This is a genomic window from Streptomyces acidiscabies (assembly GCF_020010905.1).
GTDB classification, from domain to species: domain Bacteria; phylum Actinomycetota; class Actinomycetes; order Streptomycetales; family Streptomycetaceae; genus Streptomyces; species Streptomyces acidiscabies.
Window position 1 is genome coordinate 4,685,929 of the sequence record NZ_JAGJBY010000001.1, and the last position, 16,386, is coordinate 4,702,314.

Sequence of the window (16,386 nt, forward strand, 5' to 3'; positions counted from 1 at the left end):
ACGCGGGGCGCCGCGGGGCGCCGTGGTCGTGGAGGAGCGCCCACTGTTCATACGAACGCGGCCGTACGGGTGTTCACCTCAAGTGACCGGGTTCTTCAGCGGGTTGCCTCTGAGGTAGCCCGCTGCTCCCGAGATACGGCCGCAGCAGCTCACCGAGCACCGGATCCCCGACCCCGCTCACCTCGTCCCCGGCGATCTTCCGTGCGATACCGGCGAGGAAGTCCGCGAGCTGAACGCGAGGATCCGAACGGGCCTGCACGAGGCGCATACCGGCCAGCGCGACACCGCGCTCCTCCGCCCGCTGCCGGATCCACTCGATACGGGCCGGGGTGAGGAGGGTCTGGCGGTCGTGGACGAGGTGGACGGGCGTGCCGGGGGAGGACCAGTGGGCGGCGGTGTCGACGACGGTGGGGAAGAGGGGGTCGAGGACGGGGATCAGGGCCGGTATCGAGGCGCGATAAGCGAGGGCCCTGTCCTGCTGCCCGGCGAGCGTGCCGAGAATTTCCCTCGCCGCAGCCCCCACGGCGACACTCCGCAGCGCATGGAGGCTGCCGAGGAATTCCCGGACGAGAACTTCACCATCGACCTCGGCCCGCATTCGTAGCAGCCGATTCCCGCTCACCAGAAAATCCTCCCAGGCTCCCCCCGAAAACCCCTCCCGCAACAACACCTCGGCATCACCGGCCTCCCCACCCAACACCTCCACCACCCGCCCCACCAGGAACGACTCCTTCCTGACCAACTCGACATGAGCGCTCCCGCGCAATGTCCGAAGGAACCACTCCAATACGGCCCGATGCTTCTCCCGCAACAGATGATTCGCCTTGTACTCCTCGGCAGGCGACCGAATCCGCTCCCGAATCTCGGATATCACAGCCCCGGCAACCTCAACAGAAACCCCAACGCTGCCGTGAGCAAAAAACAAAGTGTTCCCCCCGACGAGATTCTCCCCATCGGCCCCGGACTCGTCGCACCCGATCTCGATCACGCCCCCATCTTGCTCCCCGGGGCCCACCCGAACCAGAAGTTTTCCGCAGGGCAAGCAGGGCAAGCAGGGCAAGCGCGGCGAGCGCGGCGAGCGCGGCGAGCGCGGCATCCGCACCCGCACCCGGCGCCAGACCACCCCACCCCTCCCGTTGGCCGCCCGGCCCAACCGGTGCAACGTTCCCGCAATGTCTTGACATGCGGCCGAAACCGTTCGTAGCTTGAGCCCCTAATTTAGATTCGTGAAGCGAGTTCACGGATATGAACGGAGAGTGCCCATGGTGGATCGCCGACGAAGTCGCCGCCTGGCCGCCGGTCTCGGTGCCGCGGCGCTGATGTTCGGGGTCGCCGCGTGCGGCGGCGGATCCAGCGGAGCGAACAGTGGCGACCCGAACACCCTGGAGGTCTGGACCCGCAGCAACCCGGACCCCGCGGAGACGTACAAACGCGTGTTCGCCGCGTTCACGAAGAAGACCGGCATCAAGGTCGACTACCAGCCGGTCGTCAACTTCGACCAGCAGCTCCAGGCGCGCGCGTCCACCAAGGACCTCCCGGACGTGATGATCAACGACACGGCGCTGATGGGCAGTTACCAGAGCCAGGGCCTCCTGAAGCGGATCGACCCGGCGACGATCGCGGGCGGCGGCCAGATCGACGCCAAGACCTGGGCCACGACGGTCGGCCTGGACGGCGGGCACTACGGCGTCCCGTACTCCCGCCAGGCGTTCACCCTGTTCATCAGGAAGGACTGGCGCGAGAAACTCGGCCTGCCCGTCCCGAGGACGTGGGCCGAGATGCTGACCCTGGCGAAGGCGTTCGCGGACAAGGACCCGGACGGCGACGGCAAGAAGGACACGTACGGGATGGTCGTCCCGGGCAGCGCCCAGAACGGCTACGTCGCCTGGTGGGGCGCGAGCTACCTGTGGCAGTCGGGCGCGCGGATCATCGAGCCCACGAAGGCCGGCGGCTACCGGCCGGTCATGGACTCGGACGCGGCGGTGAACGCGGTCACCTGGCTGAAGAAGAACCTGTTCTGCACCGAAGACAACGCTGTCATCCAGCCCGGCGCGATCACCGCGATGACGAGCAACGCCACCAACTTCCAGGACGGCAACGCCGGTATGTACCTCACCGGCCCGTACAACATCGCCACGTTCGACACGGTGCTCGGCAAGGACAAGTTCGAGGTCGTCCAGGCCCCGGCGGGGCCCGCCGGCAACAACGACGTCCTGGCGGACGGCGAGAACGTCTACTTCGGCGCCGAGACCGGCAAGGACAAGCAGGAACAGGCCCTCGCCGCGTTCCTGGTCTCACCGGAAGGGCAGAAGCTCGCGATGACCGGCGACCACCAGCCCGTCGTCCGCATCCCCGTGAACTCCATGCTGAACGCGGCGACCGTGCACGACGACCCGCGCTGGGGCGTCGTACAGAAGGCGTACGAGGACGCCTCCGTGCAGTTCCCGAACGCCCTCGACTGGGCCCCCTTCCGCCAGGACACCGCCGACGCGCTGAACTCGATCTTCACCTACTGCGGAGGGAACGTCCGCTCCGGTCTCAAGGAGCTGAACGACACCCTCGCCGGTGACCTCAAGGACCAGGACCTGCTGAAATGACCGCGACCACCCCGACCCCGGTGCGCCGCGCCCGGGGGATCAGCAAGAGGAGCGTCCTGCCCTGGGTGTTCCTCGCCCCCGGCCTGCTCCTCGCCCTCGTCTTCAAGTTCTGGCCGATGGCCAAGGGCATCTGGCTCAGCTTCTTCAAGGTGCGCCCGTTCCTAGGCGACCAGTGGGTGGGCCTGGACAACTACACCCGCGTCCTGAGCGACCACCGCTTCCAGGACGCCGTAGGACACACCCTGACCCTCGGCCTCGGCCAGTCCGTCGGCGGCATCCTCGTCGGCTTCGCGCTCGCCCTGCTCCTGGAGGGCCAGAGTCGCTCGCTGAAGATCGTCCGTACGGCTGTCTTCCTGCCGGTCGTCACCGCGACCGCGGTCGTCGGCGAGCTGTGGCGGCTGATGTACTACCCGACCTCGGACGGCCTCCTCAACCACGGCCTGGGCTTCCTCGGCCTCGGCCCGACCCAGTTCCTCGACAACCCCGGCACCGCGCTGTGGTCGACGATGGCCATGGGCATCTGGATGGCCGCCCCCTACAACATGGTGATCATCCTGGCCGGCCTCGCGGGCGTCGACCGCTCGCAGTACGAGGCCGCCGCGATGGACGGCGTCTCCCTGTGGCAGCGCCTGCGGTACATCACGATCCCCGCGATCCGCCCGGCGATCGGCATCGTCCTCACCCTCGCCGCCATCCGTGGCCTGCGTGTCTTCACCGAGGTGTACGTCCTCACCGGCGGCGGCCCGGCCGGTTCCACCGAGGTCTGGATGACCCGCGCCTACACGCTCGGCTTCACCCGCAACGACATCGGCGGCGCCTCGGCGGCCTCCGTGGTCCTCCTGTGCGTGACGCTCCTGCTGACCGTCACGGTCAACTACTTCCGCAAGAGGGGAGACGCCCGATGAGCGCACCTGTCATCGACCCCGTCAGCGCGCCGCAGGCCCCCGCGCGCGGCCGTACCGCCAAGGCCGCCCGCACCACCCCGGCCCGCTTCGACACCGCCCTCGGCTGGAACGACCGCCCCGGCGTCGCCTGGGCGCTGCGGATCCTGCTCTGCCTGATCGCGCTCGGCGTCTTCGCCGCGCCCTTCCTGACGATCTTCGCGGGAGCGTTCTCGAAGAACCCCAGCGGCTCCGACCTGTCGTTCCTCCCGCACCACCCCACGCTGCTCAACTTCAAGGTCGCGAACGAGCGCAGCATCTGGGACTACTTCACGAACTCCCTGGTCATCGCGGGCGGCGCCCTCCTGCTCCAGCTCGCCGTCTCGGTGCTGGCCGCCTACGCGCTCGCCCGGCACAAATTCCGGGGCCAGGCCCTCGTCCTCACGCTGTTCATGCTGACGATGATGCTGCCCGAGGAGGTCATCGCGATCCCGCTCTCCCTGGTCCTCGGCCACGTACCCGTCCTCGGCATCGACCTGAAGGGCACCGCGTTCGGCGTCATCCTGCCGCTCGGCGCCTGGGGCTTCTCGATCATGCTGCTGACGGAGTTCATGAAGGACATCCCCATCGAGATCGAGGAAGCGGCCCGCCTGGACGGCGTCGGCGAGTTCCGCATGCTGTGGCAGGTCGTCCTCCCGCTGTGCAAGCCGGCCCTCGGCGTCGCGGGTGTCCTCGGCTTCGTGATGATCTGGGACCAGTACCTGCTGCCCCTCATCGCCTCCAAGGACCCCAGCGACTACACGGTCACCGTCGCCCTGTCGGTCCTGCGTACGGACCCCGAGGTCGGCTCCGGGGTGCTGCTGGCCGGCGCGGTCATCGCCCTGGTCCCCAGCCTGATCGTCTACCTGCTCCTCCAGCGCTCGCTGGTCACCGGCATCGCGGCCGGTGCCACCAAGGGCTGAAACACTCCCAGTTGAGAGAAGACATGAAGTTCCACGGAGTGCTGTTCTTCCCGGTCACCCCCTTCGACAGGGACGGCGGCCTCGACGAGGACCGCCTTGCCCAGCACATCGAGGGCGGTGTCGCGGCGGGCGCGGGCGGCGTCTTCGTCGCCTGCGGGACCGGCGAGTTCCACGCCCTCACCCCGGACGAGGTCGAGCGCGCCACCCGGGTCGCCGTCGAGACGACCGCCGGACGCGTCCCGGTCCTCGCGGCGGCCGGCGGGCCCACCCCGGTCGCCCGCGACCACGCCGTACGCGCCGCCCGCGCCGGAGCCGACGGCATCCTGCTGCTCCCGCCGTACCTGGTCACCGCGCCCCAGCAGGGCCTGGTCCGGTACGCAGCCGAGGTCACCGCCGCCACCGGTCTCCCGGCGATCTTCTACCAGCGCGGGACGGCCCGCCTCACCGAGGACACGGCCGCCGAGATCGCCGCCCTGCCGAACGTCGTCGGCCTCAAGGACGGCCTCGGCGACCTGGAGCGCCTGCACCGCATCGTGCGCCGGGTGCGCGCGCGGCAGCCGGAGTTCCAGTTCTTCAACGGCCTGCCCACCGCAGAGATGACCGCCCCCGCCTACCAGGGCATCGGCGTCGACCTCTACTCCTCGGCCGTCTTCGCCTTCGCCCCCGAGATCGCCCTCGCCTTCCACCGGGCGCTCGCCGAGGGGGACACGGCCCTCGTCGCCACCCTCCTCGACGAGTTCTACGCCCCCCTCGTCGCCCTGCGCGACGAGGTCCCCGGATACGCTGTCGCCCTGGTCAAGGCCGGGGTCACGCTGCGCGGCCTGGACGTCGGCGGCGTCCGCGCCCCCCTCGTCGACCCGAGCCCGGACCACCTCGACAGGCTCGCGAAACTCCTCGACCATGGACTGGAGACCGTCGCCGCATGAGCGCCACCCGCATCCGCGAACTGATCATCACCCCGATCGCGTTCTCCGACCCGCCGCTCCTCAACTCCAACGGCTGCCACGAGCCCCTCGCCCTGCGGATCATCCTCCAACTCGTCCTGGAGGACGGCACGGTGGGCCTCGGCGAGTCCCCCGGCGGCGCCGCGCGCCTGGAGCGACTTGAGATCGCCGCGAAGACGGTCGTCGGCATGGACGTCTTCGACGCGACCGCGATCGGCGCCGCCATCGACAAGGCGCTCCGGCCGACCGTTCCGAGTTCCCACGAGCGCGGCTGGACCCACTCCGCCGTCGAGGTCGCCTGCCTCGACGCGCAGGGCAAGCTCCTCGGCCGCCCGGTCAGCGACCTCCTCGGCGGCAAGGTCCGCGACGCGGTGCCGTTCGCGGCGTACCTCTTCTACAAGTGGGCCGAACACCCCGAGCTGGACGGCCGTCCCGCGATCACCGACGACTGGGGCGCCGCCCTCGACCCCGCCGGGATCGTCGAGCAGGCCCGGCTCATGCAGGAGCGGTACGGGTTCACGTCGTTCAAGCTGAAGGGCGGCGTCTTCCCGCCCGACGAGGAGATCGCCGCGATCCGCGCCCTGGCCGAGGCGTTCCCCGGCCGGCCCCTGCGCCTGGACCCCAACGTCGCCTGGACCGTGGAGACTTCGCGGTACGTCGCCGAGCAACTCGACGGCGTCCTGGAGTACTTGGAGGACCCGACCCGGGGCATCGAGGGCATGGCCGAGGTCGCCAGGACCGCGCCGATGCCGCTCGCCACCAACATGTGCGTCATCGCCTGGGAACACCTCAAGCCGGCGATCGAACAGAACGCGATCCAGGTCCTGCTGACGGACCATCACTACTGGGGCGGCCTGCGCCGCACCCGTGAACTCGCCGCCGTCTGCGAGGCGTTCGGCATCAAGCTGTCCATGCACTCCAACTCGCACCTCGGCATCAGCCTCGCCGCGATGACCCACGTCGCCGCCGCGATCCCCAACCTCGACCACTCCTGCGACACGCACTACCCGTGGAACAGCGGCGACGAGGTCATCGTCGGGGGGCCGTTGAAGATCGAGGGCGGCGAGGTGAAGGTCCCGACCGGACCTGGCCTCGGCGTCGACCTCGACCACGACGTCCTGGAGCGCCTGCACCGCCGCTATCTCGACTCCGGGATGCGCGGTCGCGACGACACCGGCTACATCCAGAACTTCCAGCCCGAGTACGAGCTGAAGCTTCCGCGCTGGTAGGTCCCTAGACTGCGGGCATGACACAGGATCTGGCTGCGGGAAAGTATCTGCTCATCACCAGCTACCGCAAGAACGGGACCGGTGTTGCGACGCCGGTGTGGGTGGTGCCCGACGGTGACGCGCTGGGCGCGTGGACGGCGTCCGGCTCCTGGAAGGTCAAGCGGATCAGGGCGCGCGGGGACGTGCTGGTCGGTCCCTGCGACGCCCGGGGCAACCCGAAGGGGGAGCCGGTTCCGGGGACGGCGGAGATCTGCGACGCGGAGACGACGGCCCGGTACCGGACGCTGATCGCCCGGAAGTACGGGATCATCGGCCGGCTCACGCTGTTCGGGAGCAAGCTGCGGCGCGGGCTGGACGGGACCGTCGGCATCCGCATCACGCTGACATGAAAGCTGACATGAGAGAGGGGTACGAGCCACCTGCGGCTCGTACCCCTCCAGTCGTACGATCCTAAAATCGCACCGACCTCGCACCGACCTCACGCCGACCTCACGCCGACCTCACGCCGACCTTACGACGCGTCCGTCACCGTTCCCGTGACGCCCGTCCCCGGAATCTCCTTGCCGTCCTGGTCGGTCAGCACAGCGCGTACCGACTCCACCGGCTCGGTCACCGAGTCCTTGACGGTCCGCACGTCGAAGTCCGCCGTGGTCTTCCCGGCCTCGACGACCACCCACACCCAGACGTCCGCCTGGGACAGCGGGCGCTCCGGGTCCGGCTTCTGGCCCGAGTTGTCCTCCAGCCACTTCGGATCGACGTCCTTCGTGGACAGCTCGGCCCCCTCGGTCACCGGGACGAGCCGGATCGGGTGCCAGATGTCGACGTCCGCGGTCTCCGACTGCGTGACCCGCCACAGCAGCGTCCCGCCCTCGGTCACCTTGTCGGCCACCGGTACGAGCGTCGCCTTGGGCTCCGGGTCGTCGTTCTTCGCGGTGACCCCGCCCCGGTACTTGCCGACGACCGCGCCGTGCACCGCCTTCACGACGATGTCCTGCTGGAGGTCGTACCCGAACCGGGTGTCGCCCTTGACCATCACCGGTACGTCGATGGCGTTCGCGCCCGGCCGGACGGTCACCACCTTGTCCGTGGCCGTCCCGGACTTGGGGTCCAGGACGTAGTAGCGGACCTGCCCGCTGCCCTTCCCGGACACCTTCACCGGTATCCGGTAGGTACGCGTCCCGGAGGAGCCCTCCAGGACCGTGAGCCGGCCGACGTCGACACGCGGCAGCGCGGCGGCCTGCGCGGCGGGGGTACCGGCACGCCAGCCCCACGCGTCGATCAGCCACGCCTTGCCCGACTTCGAACGCGGCGTGATCTCAAGGGACTTGACGCGCTTGAGGTCGAACGTCCGCGCCGTCTTCAGCGGGACCCGGACCTCACGCGCCCAGTAGGAGGCGGTCTGCGCGGAGCCGGGCAGCCCGTCCACGGTGACCCGACCGAGCCCCGCGCGCCGGTTCGCGGAGTCGACGAGCGTGACGTCGAACTGCGTGCCCCTGGTGTTCGGCGGGACGAAGAGGCGCAGGGCGACGGAGGAGGAACCGGCCAGCGAGAGCGCCTTCGCGGGGGTGATCCGCGCGGCCGTACCCGGCTTGGTCCAGGAGACGGCGACCGCGCGACGGCCGCTCTCCCGCTGGGTGTCCCACTGCGCGAAGTGCGGTGAGGAGCCCTTGGCCCGGTCGAGTCCGCAGCCCTTCTTCTCGTCGGCGTTGACCTCGTCGCACAGGCGGGCGCCGGACACGCTCACCGCGCCGTCCGGCAGGAACCCGGCACCCCGGTTCGCGCCCACGGCGTGCGTGAGGACCTGCGCCTTCCCGGCGGAGGCGGCGCGCACGGACGTACCGTCGAGGAGCGGGCGGACCCGGTCGTCGCCGGCGACGAACAGGCGCGCGGCGGCGGCGATGTAGACGGAGCCGACCTGGTGCTGCTGGTCGGCGGTCAGGCGGGTCGCCTTGCCGGGGGTGCAGATCGGGTCGGGGTGGTCGGGGTCGCTGCCGAAGTCGTCCCAGGCGGGGGCCTGAGCCTTGCCCGGCGTCCACTCCGTGTTGAAGTAGTTGTGGTTGGCGCCGACCACGTACACCGCGCTGTGCAGCGCCTTGCCGTTGCTGACGCCGCGCGTGCCGTCGACGTACACCTCGCCCTGGAGGTCGGAGACGTCGCCGTCGCAGCCCGGGAGGATCGTCGCGGACGGGACGTCGGCCACCGGATTCTGGCCGAAGATCGTCGGCCCGATCAGGACGGTGCCGCTGACGTGCCAGCGCGCCTTGCCGGGCGCGCCGTCCTCGGCGGCCGGCGGCGGGTAGAGGCTGTCCATCGCCGCGCGGTTGACACCCTCACCGCCGCGCGAGTGCCCGACGAGCAGCACCTTCGACAGGTCCGTCTTCGGCGCGCTGCGGACGACCGCGGGTGCGGACGACGGCTTCGCGGCCCAGTCCGCCCAGTCGGCCAGGTGACGGCGGACCAGCGAGGAACGGGCCTGGGCGCCCGCGTCCTCGGCCTCCCAGTCCTGGCCGTTGATGCCGTTCGCTGAGATGGAGACCGTCACATAGCCCTGGGACGCGAGGAGTTGCTGGTCCTTCACGTACCCCTGGTAGCTGGGGATCTCCTTGAAGCCCTTGGCGCACGGCCAGTCGCCGGTGGCGGAGTCGTCACCGCCGCCCGGCTTGAAGCACGTCGAGTGGCGGCCGTGCAGGAACAGCGCCACGGGACGCTTCCCGGCGGCACCCTTCGGCGCGATCACCAGACCCCGCATCTCCACGGGCACCTTGAAGCCGGGGAGTTTCACGGAGGGCAGGGAGTACTCGCCGCGCGTCGTGCGGTACGGGCCCGGCTTGCCGGGATCGACCGGGTTGACCGGCAGCGCGGGAGCGGCCTGCGGAGCGGCGAGGGAGGACCGGGCCCCGGACTCCTCGGCGTCCAACCGGCGCCCGCTCGACTGCACTTGGAGCCGCGTGAGCTGCTCGGCCTGCGCGGCGTCGTCGAGGGGAAGAGTGAACGTACGGCCGTCGGCGGCCTGTTCGGGGAGGCCCAGGAGACGGCCGTTCGCGTGGAACTCCACACGCGCGTCGCCCATGGGCACGGGCTGCGGCGCGCGCCACAGCAGATCATGGCCGGATATTCGCCAGCCGGGCGGAAGCATGTTCGCTGCCGACGGCGCTTCCTGCGCCGTGGCCAACCCCGGTGAACCCGCCAGGACCGCGAGCGCGGCCACAGCGGTGACACCTATTCGCCGGGAACGGGACAAGGGAGTTGCCTCCTCGCACATGGAGTGCGGGCGTCCCGTCGGAACCGGGTGCCTCGCACGTCACTGAGGATGCGAAGCATGTCCTATGGGTTGGCTGTGGGATCTCTGTTCGGATCAACGGCCAACGTTTTTCAGCCAGTTCTGAAACTTTCAAGAAGATGCCCGACCGGTAACCCGGCCGACTACCAGGACCGGTACGGCTCTTCGAGCAGCTGGAACACCGGCTCGCCCCGCACCGGGTCCTGGGCGGTCGTCAGCCGCACCCGGTCCCCGCTGTGGATCCCGATCGCCGGTCCGATGACCCGGCCGCGTACGACGAACCCCTCGGCCATCTCGACCATCGACACGTTCCGCGCGGCCGGGGTGTTGCGGTGCACGACCGTCGTGTGCCGGACGGTGCCGGTGCCCTCGGCGCGCTCCGTACGCAGGTCGCTGCCCCGGCACACCGGGCACAGCAGCCGGTGGTACATCGCCGTACCGCAGTAGTTGCAGCGCTGGAAGAGGATCGCCTCGTGGTCGACGGTGCGCCGGTCGAGTACGGCGGCCCCGCCGGCCGCCCGCTGCGTGGCGTTCGTGTGGTGGTACACGCTGATCTCCCTGCGCTCGCCCGGACGGAACGGCACGGGGCGCTCGCGTGTGCCACCGTGCACACGAGCAGCGTATGGCACTCAGTGCCAGTCGTAAAGGCACTGCGTACCCCGGAAATCAGGGCTCCTCAGCTTCGGCCGAGTGTCGTCTCGATCTCCTGGACCACCCGCCACAGCGGCGCACCCCGCCGGGAGACGACCACGACGACGTCCTCGGGGTGTTCGGCCACCGGCGCGGGAGAGGGGGAGCTGTAGGTCGACTGGACGTACTCCAGCGCGTGGTCCACCATCGCGCTCGCGTCCCCCGCACCGTCCGAACGCAGCCACGACCGCAGCGCGTTGTTGTGCGCCGCGACCACGGCGGCGGCGATGACGTCCGCGCGCAGGATCCCGTCCGGGAGCCCGGCGAACCGCTGGCGCAGATACTCGGCCAGCGCCCGCTCGTACCGCCACACGACCGACAACTCGTAGGCCCGCAGCCCCGGGACGCGTTTGGTGAGCCGGTAGCGCTGGACGGAGAAGGAGGGGTTCTCGGCGTACATCCGCAGGACGAGGCGGGCCGCGTCGCAGACCCGCCGCACCGGCTCGAACCCCGTGTCGTCCTCGGCGAGGAACGCGGTCATGTCGGCGAGGCACCGCTCGTGGTCGGGGAAGACCACGTCCTCCTTGGAGGGGAAGTACCGGAAGAAGGACCGCCGTCCGACCCCGGCGAGCGCCACGATGTCGTCCACCGTGGTCTGCTCGTACCCGCGCTCCAGAAACAGCCGGAAGGCCGCCGCGACCAGCGCGTCCCGCATGGAGGGCTTGCTCATGGCAGGGAACGTAGCACGCGATGGCACTCAGTTCCCTGCCACGGAGGTACTGAGTGCTACTGCCGCTCCGCCGCCTCGACCACGTTCGTCAGCAGCATCGCCCGCGTCATCGGACCCACCCCGCCGACCGGCGGCGAGTACGAGCCCGCGACGTCGCTCACGTCCGGGTGGACGTCGCCGAGGATGCCCTCGACCGTGCGGGTCAGGCCGACGGACAGGACGGTCGCGCCGGGCTTGATCCAGTCCGGGGTGACGAGGTGGGCGACACCGGCGGCGGCCACCACCACGTCGGCGACCCGGGCGTGCGCGGCGACGTCCTGCGTGGCCTCGTGACACAGCGTCACCGTGGCGTGCTCGGTGGAGCGCGTCAGCATCAGGCCCAGCGGACGGCCGACGGTGATGCCGCAGCCGATGACGCAGAACTGCTGGCCGGTGATGGCCACGTTGTTGCGGCGCAGCAGGTCGATGATGCCGCGCGGGGTGCAGGGCAGCGGGCCCGGGATGCCGAGGACCAGCCGGCCGAGGTTGGTGGGGTGCAGGCCGTCCGCGTCCTTGCGGGGGTCGATCATTTCGAGGACCGCGTGCGTGTCGATGTGCGCGGGCAGCGGGAGCTGGACGATGAAGCCGGTGCAGGCCGGGTCCTCGTTGAGGCGCAGGACCGCCGCCTCCACGTCCGCCTGCGAGGCGTCGGCGGGGAGTTCGACGCGGATGGAGGCGATGCCGACCTGCGCGCAGTCGCGGTGCTTGCCGCCGACGTAGGAGCGGCTGCCCGGGTCCTCGCCGACCAGGATGGTGCCGAGGCCGGGGGTGATCCCGCGCTCCTTGAGCGCACTCACCCGCTGGGCCAGCTCGGTCTTGATGTCGGCCGCAGCGGCCTTGCCGTCGAGAAGTGTCGCGGTGGTCACGGGAGGAGAAAACCCTTCGGGACGAAGACGCCGGTCGGGAGGCCGGTGACGTCCTCGGCCCCCGTCACTCCATCGTACGTCGCCCGAGTGGGGTACCCCGCGCCGGACGGATTGTGCGGTCGTACGAAAATCACCGGCCGCCCACGTCACTGAACCACTCCCGCCACCCACCCGTATCTCTCCGGAGGGATCACAGGAGAGGGGAGACCGGCGTGCCGACACCGGAGACCAGTGGCGAACCGTTCGAGCGTGAGGTCCTGGAACCCATCGTGGTGCTCCGACCACGCCGCACCGACGCGCTCGCGGACCTGTTCCGCGAACTGACCGAGCTGAGCGTCGACGACCCGCCGGACCAGGAGAAGACCCGCGCCTACGAGGCGGTGACCGTCTCCAAGGAGCCGCAGACCCAGCGCATCCCGCCGCTCCCGCCCCTGCCCCCGCGCCGCCGCACGGCCCCGCCACCGCCGCCGCCCGCCACCGGCAAGGGCGTGCGCAGAGCGGCCGGGGTCATCGCGATCTCCGCCGCCGCCCTGGTCGGCTTCGCCGCCGCGATCCTCCTGCTGCCCGGCCGCCAGAGCGACGCGGCGGCGGCCCGGCCCCCGGTCAGCAGCGCCCCCGCCCAGCAGAACCCGGCACCGACCCCGACCCCGAGCGCCCCCGCCGAGGAGCCCGGCGAGGCCCCCGACACCACCGGCGTCCTGCGCGAGGGCGCCACCGGCCCCGAGGTCGTCACCCTCCAGGAGCGCCTGCGCCGCATCCCGAACGTGTACGACCACGGCGCCACCGACGGCGAGTACGACGCGACACTCACCGAGGCCGTGGCCCGTTTCCAGGTCTGGTACGGCATCCGGGGCGACGAGTCCGGGGTGTACGGCGACAACACGCGCCACGACCTGGAGTCGCGCACCTCCTGACACACGGGGCTCGGTGACTGTGTCCCATGTCACTATGCACAGTGGGCCGGTGGGCGTCCGGCACTCCGGCCCACCGAGCCGAAAGCCGTGCCATGTCCGTCTCGCGCGTCCCGGGCCTCGTCCTGCCCGTGATCTTCCTGGTGGCCCTGCTGGCGGGGCTGGTCTGGTACTGGCGTCAGCGCCGCAAGGGGGACGACTGAGCCGCCAGCGCCTCCGCGACCGCCCGCACGCCGCGCGCCAGGTGCTGGAGCTGTGTCAGCTCGGCGGCGTACATCTTGATCGTGTGCTCGATCGCCGCCTCGTGCAGGCCGAGGGCCGGCAGGTCGGCGCGGGCCGTCTGGAGCGCCGTGCGGGCCACCCGGACCTCCTGCTGGACCTGGAGGTGCGCGTGCCGGGCGAGCAGGACCGGGTGGCGCAGCAGCGCCGGATAGCCCGCGTAGCGCGCGGGCACCAGGTCGCGCAGCCATTTGACGGCCGAACGCTCCCAGTCGTAACTGCCGGGCGTCTTGACGTGGCGGGGCCAGTCCGGGCTGAGGCGCGTCGTCGTGAGACTCATGAGCATGGCTTCCGATGTGCGGCAGTGCGACCGGAGCAGTATTTATATATGCCGTCGCCTTTGCAAGACGTATGGAAACATTCACCGCCTCGCCAGGGGAACTCCACGCTCCGGTTACCGGCGCGTAAGCGGCATCAGGCAGTCAGGCAGTCAGTCAGTCAGGCAGGAAGAAGTGGTGGCGGTCGGCCACCTGCTCGTACTCCTCCAGCCGCGCCTGCGTCCGCTCCGGGCCCGCGTCCGTCATGGCCTGGAGCAGCGCCGCCGCCATCACGCCCGGCGCCGCGTACGAGTCGAACACCAGCCGCGACCCGGTCCCCGTCGCGAACACCGCGTCCGCCTCGTCGGCCAGCGGGCCCAGCGCCAGGTCCGTGATCAGCGCCACCTTCAGGCCCGCCCCGCGCGCCACCCGCACCGCCGTCAGCGTCTCGTGCGCGTGCCGGGGCATCGAGAACGCCAGCACCCACGTCCCGCCCGCCGCCCGGGCCTGGAGCAGCGCGTCGTAGGCGACGCTCCCGCCGCGCGTCACCGGCCGCACGTCCGGGTGGACCCGGCGCGCCGCGTACGTGAAGTACTCGGCGAGCGACGCCGAGATCCTCAGGCCCAGCACGGTCAGCGGCGTCGACTCCGACAGACCCCGGCCCACCTCGATGACCTGGTCCGGGTCGGCGAAGTCACGGCGCAGGTTCTCCAGGTTGCGGATCTCGGCGTCCACCGCCGCCTGGAGTTCGTTGCCCCGGTTCACCTCGGCCGTGCCGTGCGCCCCGAGCGCCAGCGCCTGGAGCCGCTCCCTGAGCGCCGGGTAGCCGCTGAAGCCGACGGCCGCCGCGAACCGGGTCACCGAGGGCTGGCTCACCCCGACGCGCTCGGCGAGGTCGGTGATCGACAGGAGGGACGCCTCGGTGAGGTGCTCGATCAGGTACTGCGCGATGCGCCGCTGGCCGGGGGAGAGGTGCGGACCGTCGAACAGGGCCCGCAGCTGCGAGGCCGGGGACAGCTCCGTCTCCGGTACGGCCTTCCCCGAGGTGATCGCCGACGCCTGCGCCCGTGCCTGCTGCTCCGAGGGCCCGGAGCCTCCTCCTGTGTCTCCCACGCGCCTCAACATAACCCAGGATCACCGCCGGTAGACGGTGATCGAGTACCCCACCTCGTCCACCGCCCGGCTGGTCCGCAGCAGCTCGGCGAGCCGCCCCTTCGCCTTCGCCGCCGCCGAGTCCGACACGACCAGCAGCCCCCGGACCCGCTCGATCGGCACGGTCAGCGGATCGCTCGCCTCGACGCCGTAGTACGACGGCACCCCGGCCCCCTTGTACACGAGCCACATCGGCTCACCCCGGTACTCCTCCGCGAGCCGCCCGAGATCCTGCCCCCAGTCCACGTTGGAGTCGTGCAGCCGCAGATGCGTACGGGACGGACCCCCGAACGCCTCGTTGGAGTACGGCAGATAGTAGGGAAACGTCCGCAGCGAACTCACCGCGACGAACGCCACCAGCGCCCACACCACCCACACCCGCCGCAGCGCCAGCGCACAACCCGCAGCCACGGCAAGGAACATGGGCACGAACACCGCGTACCGCGTCCCCAGATCCCGCGCCCCCGTCATCGCCGACGCCAGCAACACCCCTGTCGGCACCAGCACATACACAGCGGCGCGCCGCAGCCTCGGCACCGACAGCATCGCCACCACGCCCGCCACCCACAGCGCGATCATCCCCAGCGGCGTCTTCACCAGCAGCGCGGCCGGCAGGTAGTACCACCGCGACCCGCTGTAGACCTGCCCGAACAGGAACCCCTGCCACTGCTGGTTCTCGAACCTGAACTGCACCCGCATCCCGTCCCGGTACGACTCCGGCACCGGCAGCAGATCCACAACCAGCCCCCGCAGACCATGAATTGACGGAACCTCACCCGGCGCCGGACTCCACCGCAACCGGGGATCGACGACGAGATACGACACCCACACGACGACGAACGCCGCCACCACGACCCCGCACGCACCCAACAGCGCCTTGCGCCAACCTGCCCGCCAGAGCGACACCACCGCCAGCCCCGCGAACACCGGTACGGCCGTCAGCGTGCTCATCTTCGTCGCCAGCGCCGCCCCCAACGCCAGCCCGGCCAGGGCGAGATACAGCCGGGGATTCCGGTCCGCCCGCCACAGCAGCCACGCCGACGTCAGCAGGAACCCAGCCGCCGGGACGTCCAGCGTGGCCAGCGAACCGTGTGCGATGACGTCCGGCGAGAACGCGTACAGCGCGAGCGCGACGAAGGCCGCCGCGCGCCCGGCGACGTCCCGCGCGAAGAAGAAGACGACCAGGCCGAACAGCAGCGTCAGGGCGATGACGGGCAACCGGGCCCAGAACATCACGTCCCAGGGGTCGTTGCCGGACTCGTACAGCAGGTGACGGCCCAACGCGCCCTGGTTGCCGGTGAATTGATCGTCGACGTGCGGATCGGCGACGGCCACGCCGAGGGCCACGATCAGCTTCCCCAGCGGCGGGTGCTCGGGATTGTAGCGGACCTCGTGCGCGTGCAGGTAGTCGGCCGCCGTCCCGACGTACACCGGCTCGTCGATCGTCGGCGTCTGCTGGACGGCCGTCGTCACCATGGCCGCCGCCATCTGGGCCAGCAGCAGGAACACCAACAGGGGGACCAGCCAAGGGCGTTGACGGGCCCGGACGAGTGCCGGGGGGTCTCGCAGGAGTGCTGTGCTCGCCATCGTCCGCCCTAGGTGACCGTACGGGGCGGGAGCGCCCGTTCT

At 70.7% G+C, this 16,386-nt stretch carries 15 protein-coding genes; 7 read left to right on the forward strand and 8 right to left on the reverse strand.

Translation table 11 applies throughout. The features are described from left to right. Positions 1–73 precede the first annotated feature (73 nt). A complete protein-coding gene (locus tag J8M50_RS21535; RefSeq protein WP_141655587.1) occupies positions 74–874 on the reverse strand; it encodes a hypothetical protein in 801 nt (266 codons plus the stop codon). Positions 875–1,262: 388 nt separating this feature from the next. Between J8M50_RS21535 and J8M50_RS21540 the strand changes: the two genes are divergently transcribed. The 6 genes from J8M50_RS21540 to J8M50_RS21565 are packed head-to-tail and all read left to right on the forward strand — an operon-like array spanning position 1,263 to position 7,002. Then, on the forward strand, positions 1,263–2,597 hold the full coding sequence (locus J8M50_RS21540) for an ABC transporter substrate-binding protein (RefSeq protein ID WP_010354486.1): 1,335 nt from the start codon (positions 1,263–1,265) through the stop codon (positions 2,595–2,597). Then, on the forward strand, positions 2,594–3,502 hold the full coding sequence (locus J8M50_RS21545; RefSeq protein ID WP_010354485.1) for a carbohydrate ABC transporter permease: 909 nt from the start codon (positions 2,594–2,596) through the stop codon (positions 3,500–3,502). The genes J8M50_RS21540 and J8M50_RS21545 overlap by 4 nt, the downstream gene beginning before the upstream one ends. Then, on the forward strand, positions 3,499–4,440 hold the full coding sequence (locus tag J8M50_RS21550; RefSeq protein WP_010354484.1) for a carbohydrate ABC transporter permease: 942 nt from the start codon (positions 3,499–3,501) through the stop codon (positions 4,438–4,440). Before J8M50_RS21545 ends, J8M50_RS21550 begins: the two co-directional genes overlap by 4 nt. Before the next feature lie 23 nt (positions 4,441–4,463). Next, positions 4,464–5,366, forward strand: coding sequence for a 5-dehydro-4-deoxyglucarate dehydratase (locus J8M50_RS21555; protein ID WP_010354483.1), 903 nt, complete (start codon positions 4,464–4,466; stop codon positions 5,364–5,366). Further along, positions 5,363–6,613 carry a glucarate dehydratase family protein gene (locus tag J8M50_RS21560; RefSeq protein WP_010354482.1) on the forward strand — a complete coding sequence of 417 codons (1,251 nt, stop codon included), beginning with the start codon at positions 5,363–5,365 and terminating at the stop codon, positions 6,611–6,613. Before J8M50_RS21555 ends, J8M50_RS21560 begins: the two co-directional genes overlap by 4 nt. 17 nt (positions 6,614–6,630) lie before the next feature. Continuing rightward, positions 6,631–7,002, forward strand: coding sequence for a PPOX class F420-dependent oxidoreductase (locus J8M50_RS21565; RefSeq protein WP_010354481.1), 372 nt, complete (start codon positions 6,631–6,633; stop codon positions 7,000–7,002). 122 nt (positions 7,003–7,124) lie between these two features. Here J8M50_RS21565 and J8M50_RS21570 read toward each other — a convergent pair whose 3' ends face one another. From J8M50_RS21570 to J8M50_RS21585, 4 genes are all read right to left on the reverse strand, one after another. Beyond that, positions 7,125–9,875, reverse strand: a complete 2,751-nt coding sequence (locus tag J8M50_RS21570) for an alpha/beta hydrolase (protein WP_370516836.1) — start codon at positions 9,873–9,875, stop codon at positions 7,125–7,127. A 161-nt stretch (positions 9,876–10,036) separates the two neighbouring features. Further along, positions 10,037–10,441 (reverse strand): Zn-ribbon domain-containing OB-fold protein, encoded by a 405-nt coding sequence (locus tag J8M50_RS21575; protein ID WP_029183952.1) that lies wholly within the window; start codon positions 10,439–10,441, stop codon positions 10,037–10,039. Between the two features lie 128 nt (positions 10,442–10,569). Then, positions 10,570–11,238 (reverse strand): TetR family transcriptional regulator, encoded by a 669-nt coding sequence (locus J8M50_RS21580; RefSeq protein WP_010354478.1) that lies wholly within the window; start codon positions 11,236–11,238, stop codon positions 10,570–10,572. Positions 11,239–11,309: 71 nt separating this feature from the next. Then, on the reverse strand, positions 11,310–12,158 hold the full coding sequence (locus tag J8M50_RS21585) for a bifunctional methylenetetrahydrofolate dehydrogenase/methenyltetrahydrofolate cyclohydrolase (RefSeq protein ID WP_010354477.1): 849 nt from the start codon (positions 12,156–12,158) through the stop codon (positions 11,310–11,312). Between the two features lie 212 nt (positions 12,159–12,370). Here J8M50_RS21585 and J8M50_RS21590 point away from each other — a divergent pair, with 212 nt between their 5' ends. Continuing rightward, positions 12,371–13,072 carry a peptidoglycan-binding domain-containing protein gene (locus J8M50_RS21590; protein WP_059044928.1) on the forward strand — a complete coding sequence of 234 codons (702 nt, stop codon included), beginning with the start codon at positions 12,371–12,373 and terminating at the stop codon, positions 13,070–13,072. Positions 13,073–13,247: 175 nt separating this feature from the next. On the opposite strand, the gene J8M50_RS21595 is transcribed toward J8M50_RS21590, so the two are convergent. The 3 genes from J8M50_RS21595 to J8M50_RS21605 all read right to left on the reverse strand — a co-directional run bounded on the left by J8M50_RS21595 (position 13,248) and on the right by J8M50_RS21605 (position 16,344). Next, entirely contained in the window at positions 13,248–13,634 is a 387-nt protein-coding gene (locus J8M50_RS21595; RefSeq protein ID WP_010354474.1) for a hypothetical protein, read from the reverse strand. A gap of 148 nt (positions 13,635–13,782) precedes the next feature. Then, the gene (locus tag J8M50_RS21600; protein ID WP_010354473.1) at positions 13,783–14,718 is read right to left on the reverse strand and encodes a MurR/RpiR family transcriptional regulator; all 936 of its coding nucleotides are present in this window, start codon (positions 14,716–14,718) and stop codon (positions 13,783–13,785) included. Between the two features lie 21 nt (positions 14,719–14,739). Beyond that, positions 14,740–16,344, reverse strand: a complete 1,605-nt coding sequence (locus J8M50_RS21605) for a phospholipid carrier-dependent glycosyltransferase (protein WP_078480847.1) — start codon at positions 16,342–16,344, stop codon at positions 14,740–14,742. Between the last annotated feature and the right edge of the window lie 42 nt (positions 16,345–16,386).

Excerpts from the sequence above, each read along its gene's own strand:
- J8M50_RS21570 (WP_370516836.1), bottom strand. The coding sequence starts at position 9,875 with ATGTGCGAGGAGGCAACTCCCTTGTCCCGTTCCCGGCGAATAGGTGTC.
- J8M50_RS21555 (WP_010354483.1), top strand. The coding sequence starts at position 4,464 with ATGAAGTTCCACGGAGTGCTGTTCTTCCCGGTCACCCCCTTCGACAGG.
- J8M50_RS21550 (WP_010354484.1), top strand. The coding sequence starts at position 3,499 with ATGAGCGCACCTGTCATCGACCCCGTCAGCGCGCCGCAGGCCCCCGCG.
- J8M50_RS21580 (WP_010354478.1), bottom strand. The coding sequence starts at position 11,238 with ATGCGGGACGCGCTGGTCGCGGCGGCCTTCCGGCTGTTTCTGGAGCGC.
- J8M50_RS21605 (WP_078480847.1), bottom strand. The coding sequence starts at position 16,344 with ATGGCGAGCACAGCACTCCTGCGAGACCCCCCGGCACTCGTCCGGGCC.
- J8M50_RS21595 (WP_010354474.1), bottom strand. The coding sequence starts at position 13,634 with ATGCTCATGAGTCTCACGACGACGCGCCTCAGCCCGGACTGGCCCCGC.
- J8M50_RS21540 (WP_010354486.1), top strand. The coding sequence starts at position 1,263 with ATGGTGGATCGCCGACGAAGTCGCCGCCTGGCCGCCGGTCTCGGTGCC.
- J8M50_RS21565 (WP_010354481.1), top strand. The coding sequence starts at position 6,631 with ATGACACAGGATCTGGCTGCGGGAAAGTATCTGCTCATCACCAGCTAC.
- J8M50_RS21545 (WP_010354485.1), top strand. The coding sequence starts at position 2,594 with ATGACCGCGACCACCCCGACCCCGGTGCGCCGCGCCCGGGGGATCAGC.
- J8M50_RS21560 (WP_010354482.1), top strand. The coding sequence starts at position 5,363 with ATGAGCGCCACCCGCATCCGCGAACTGATCATCACCCCGATCGCGTTC.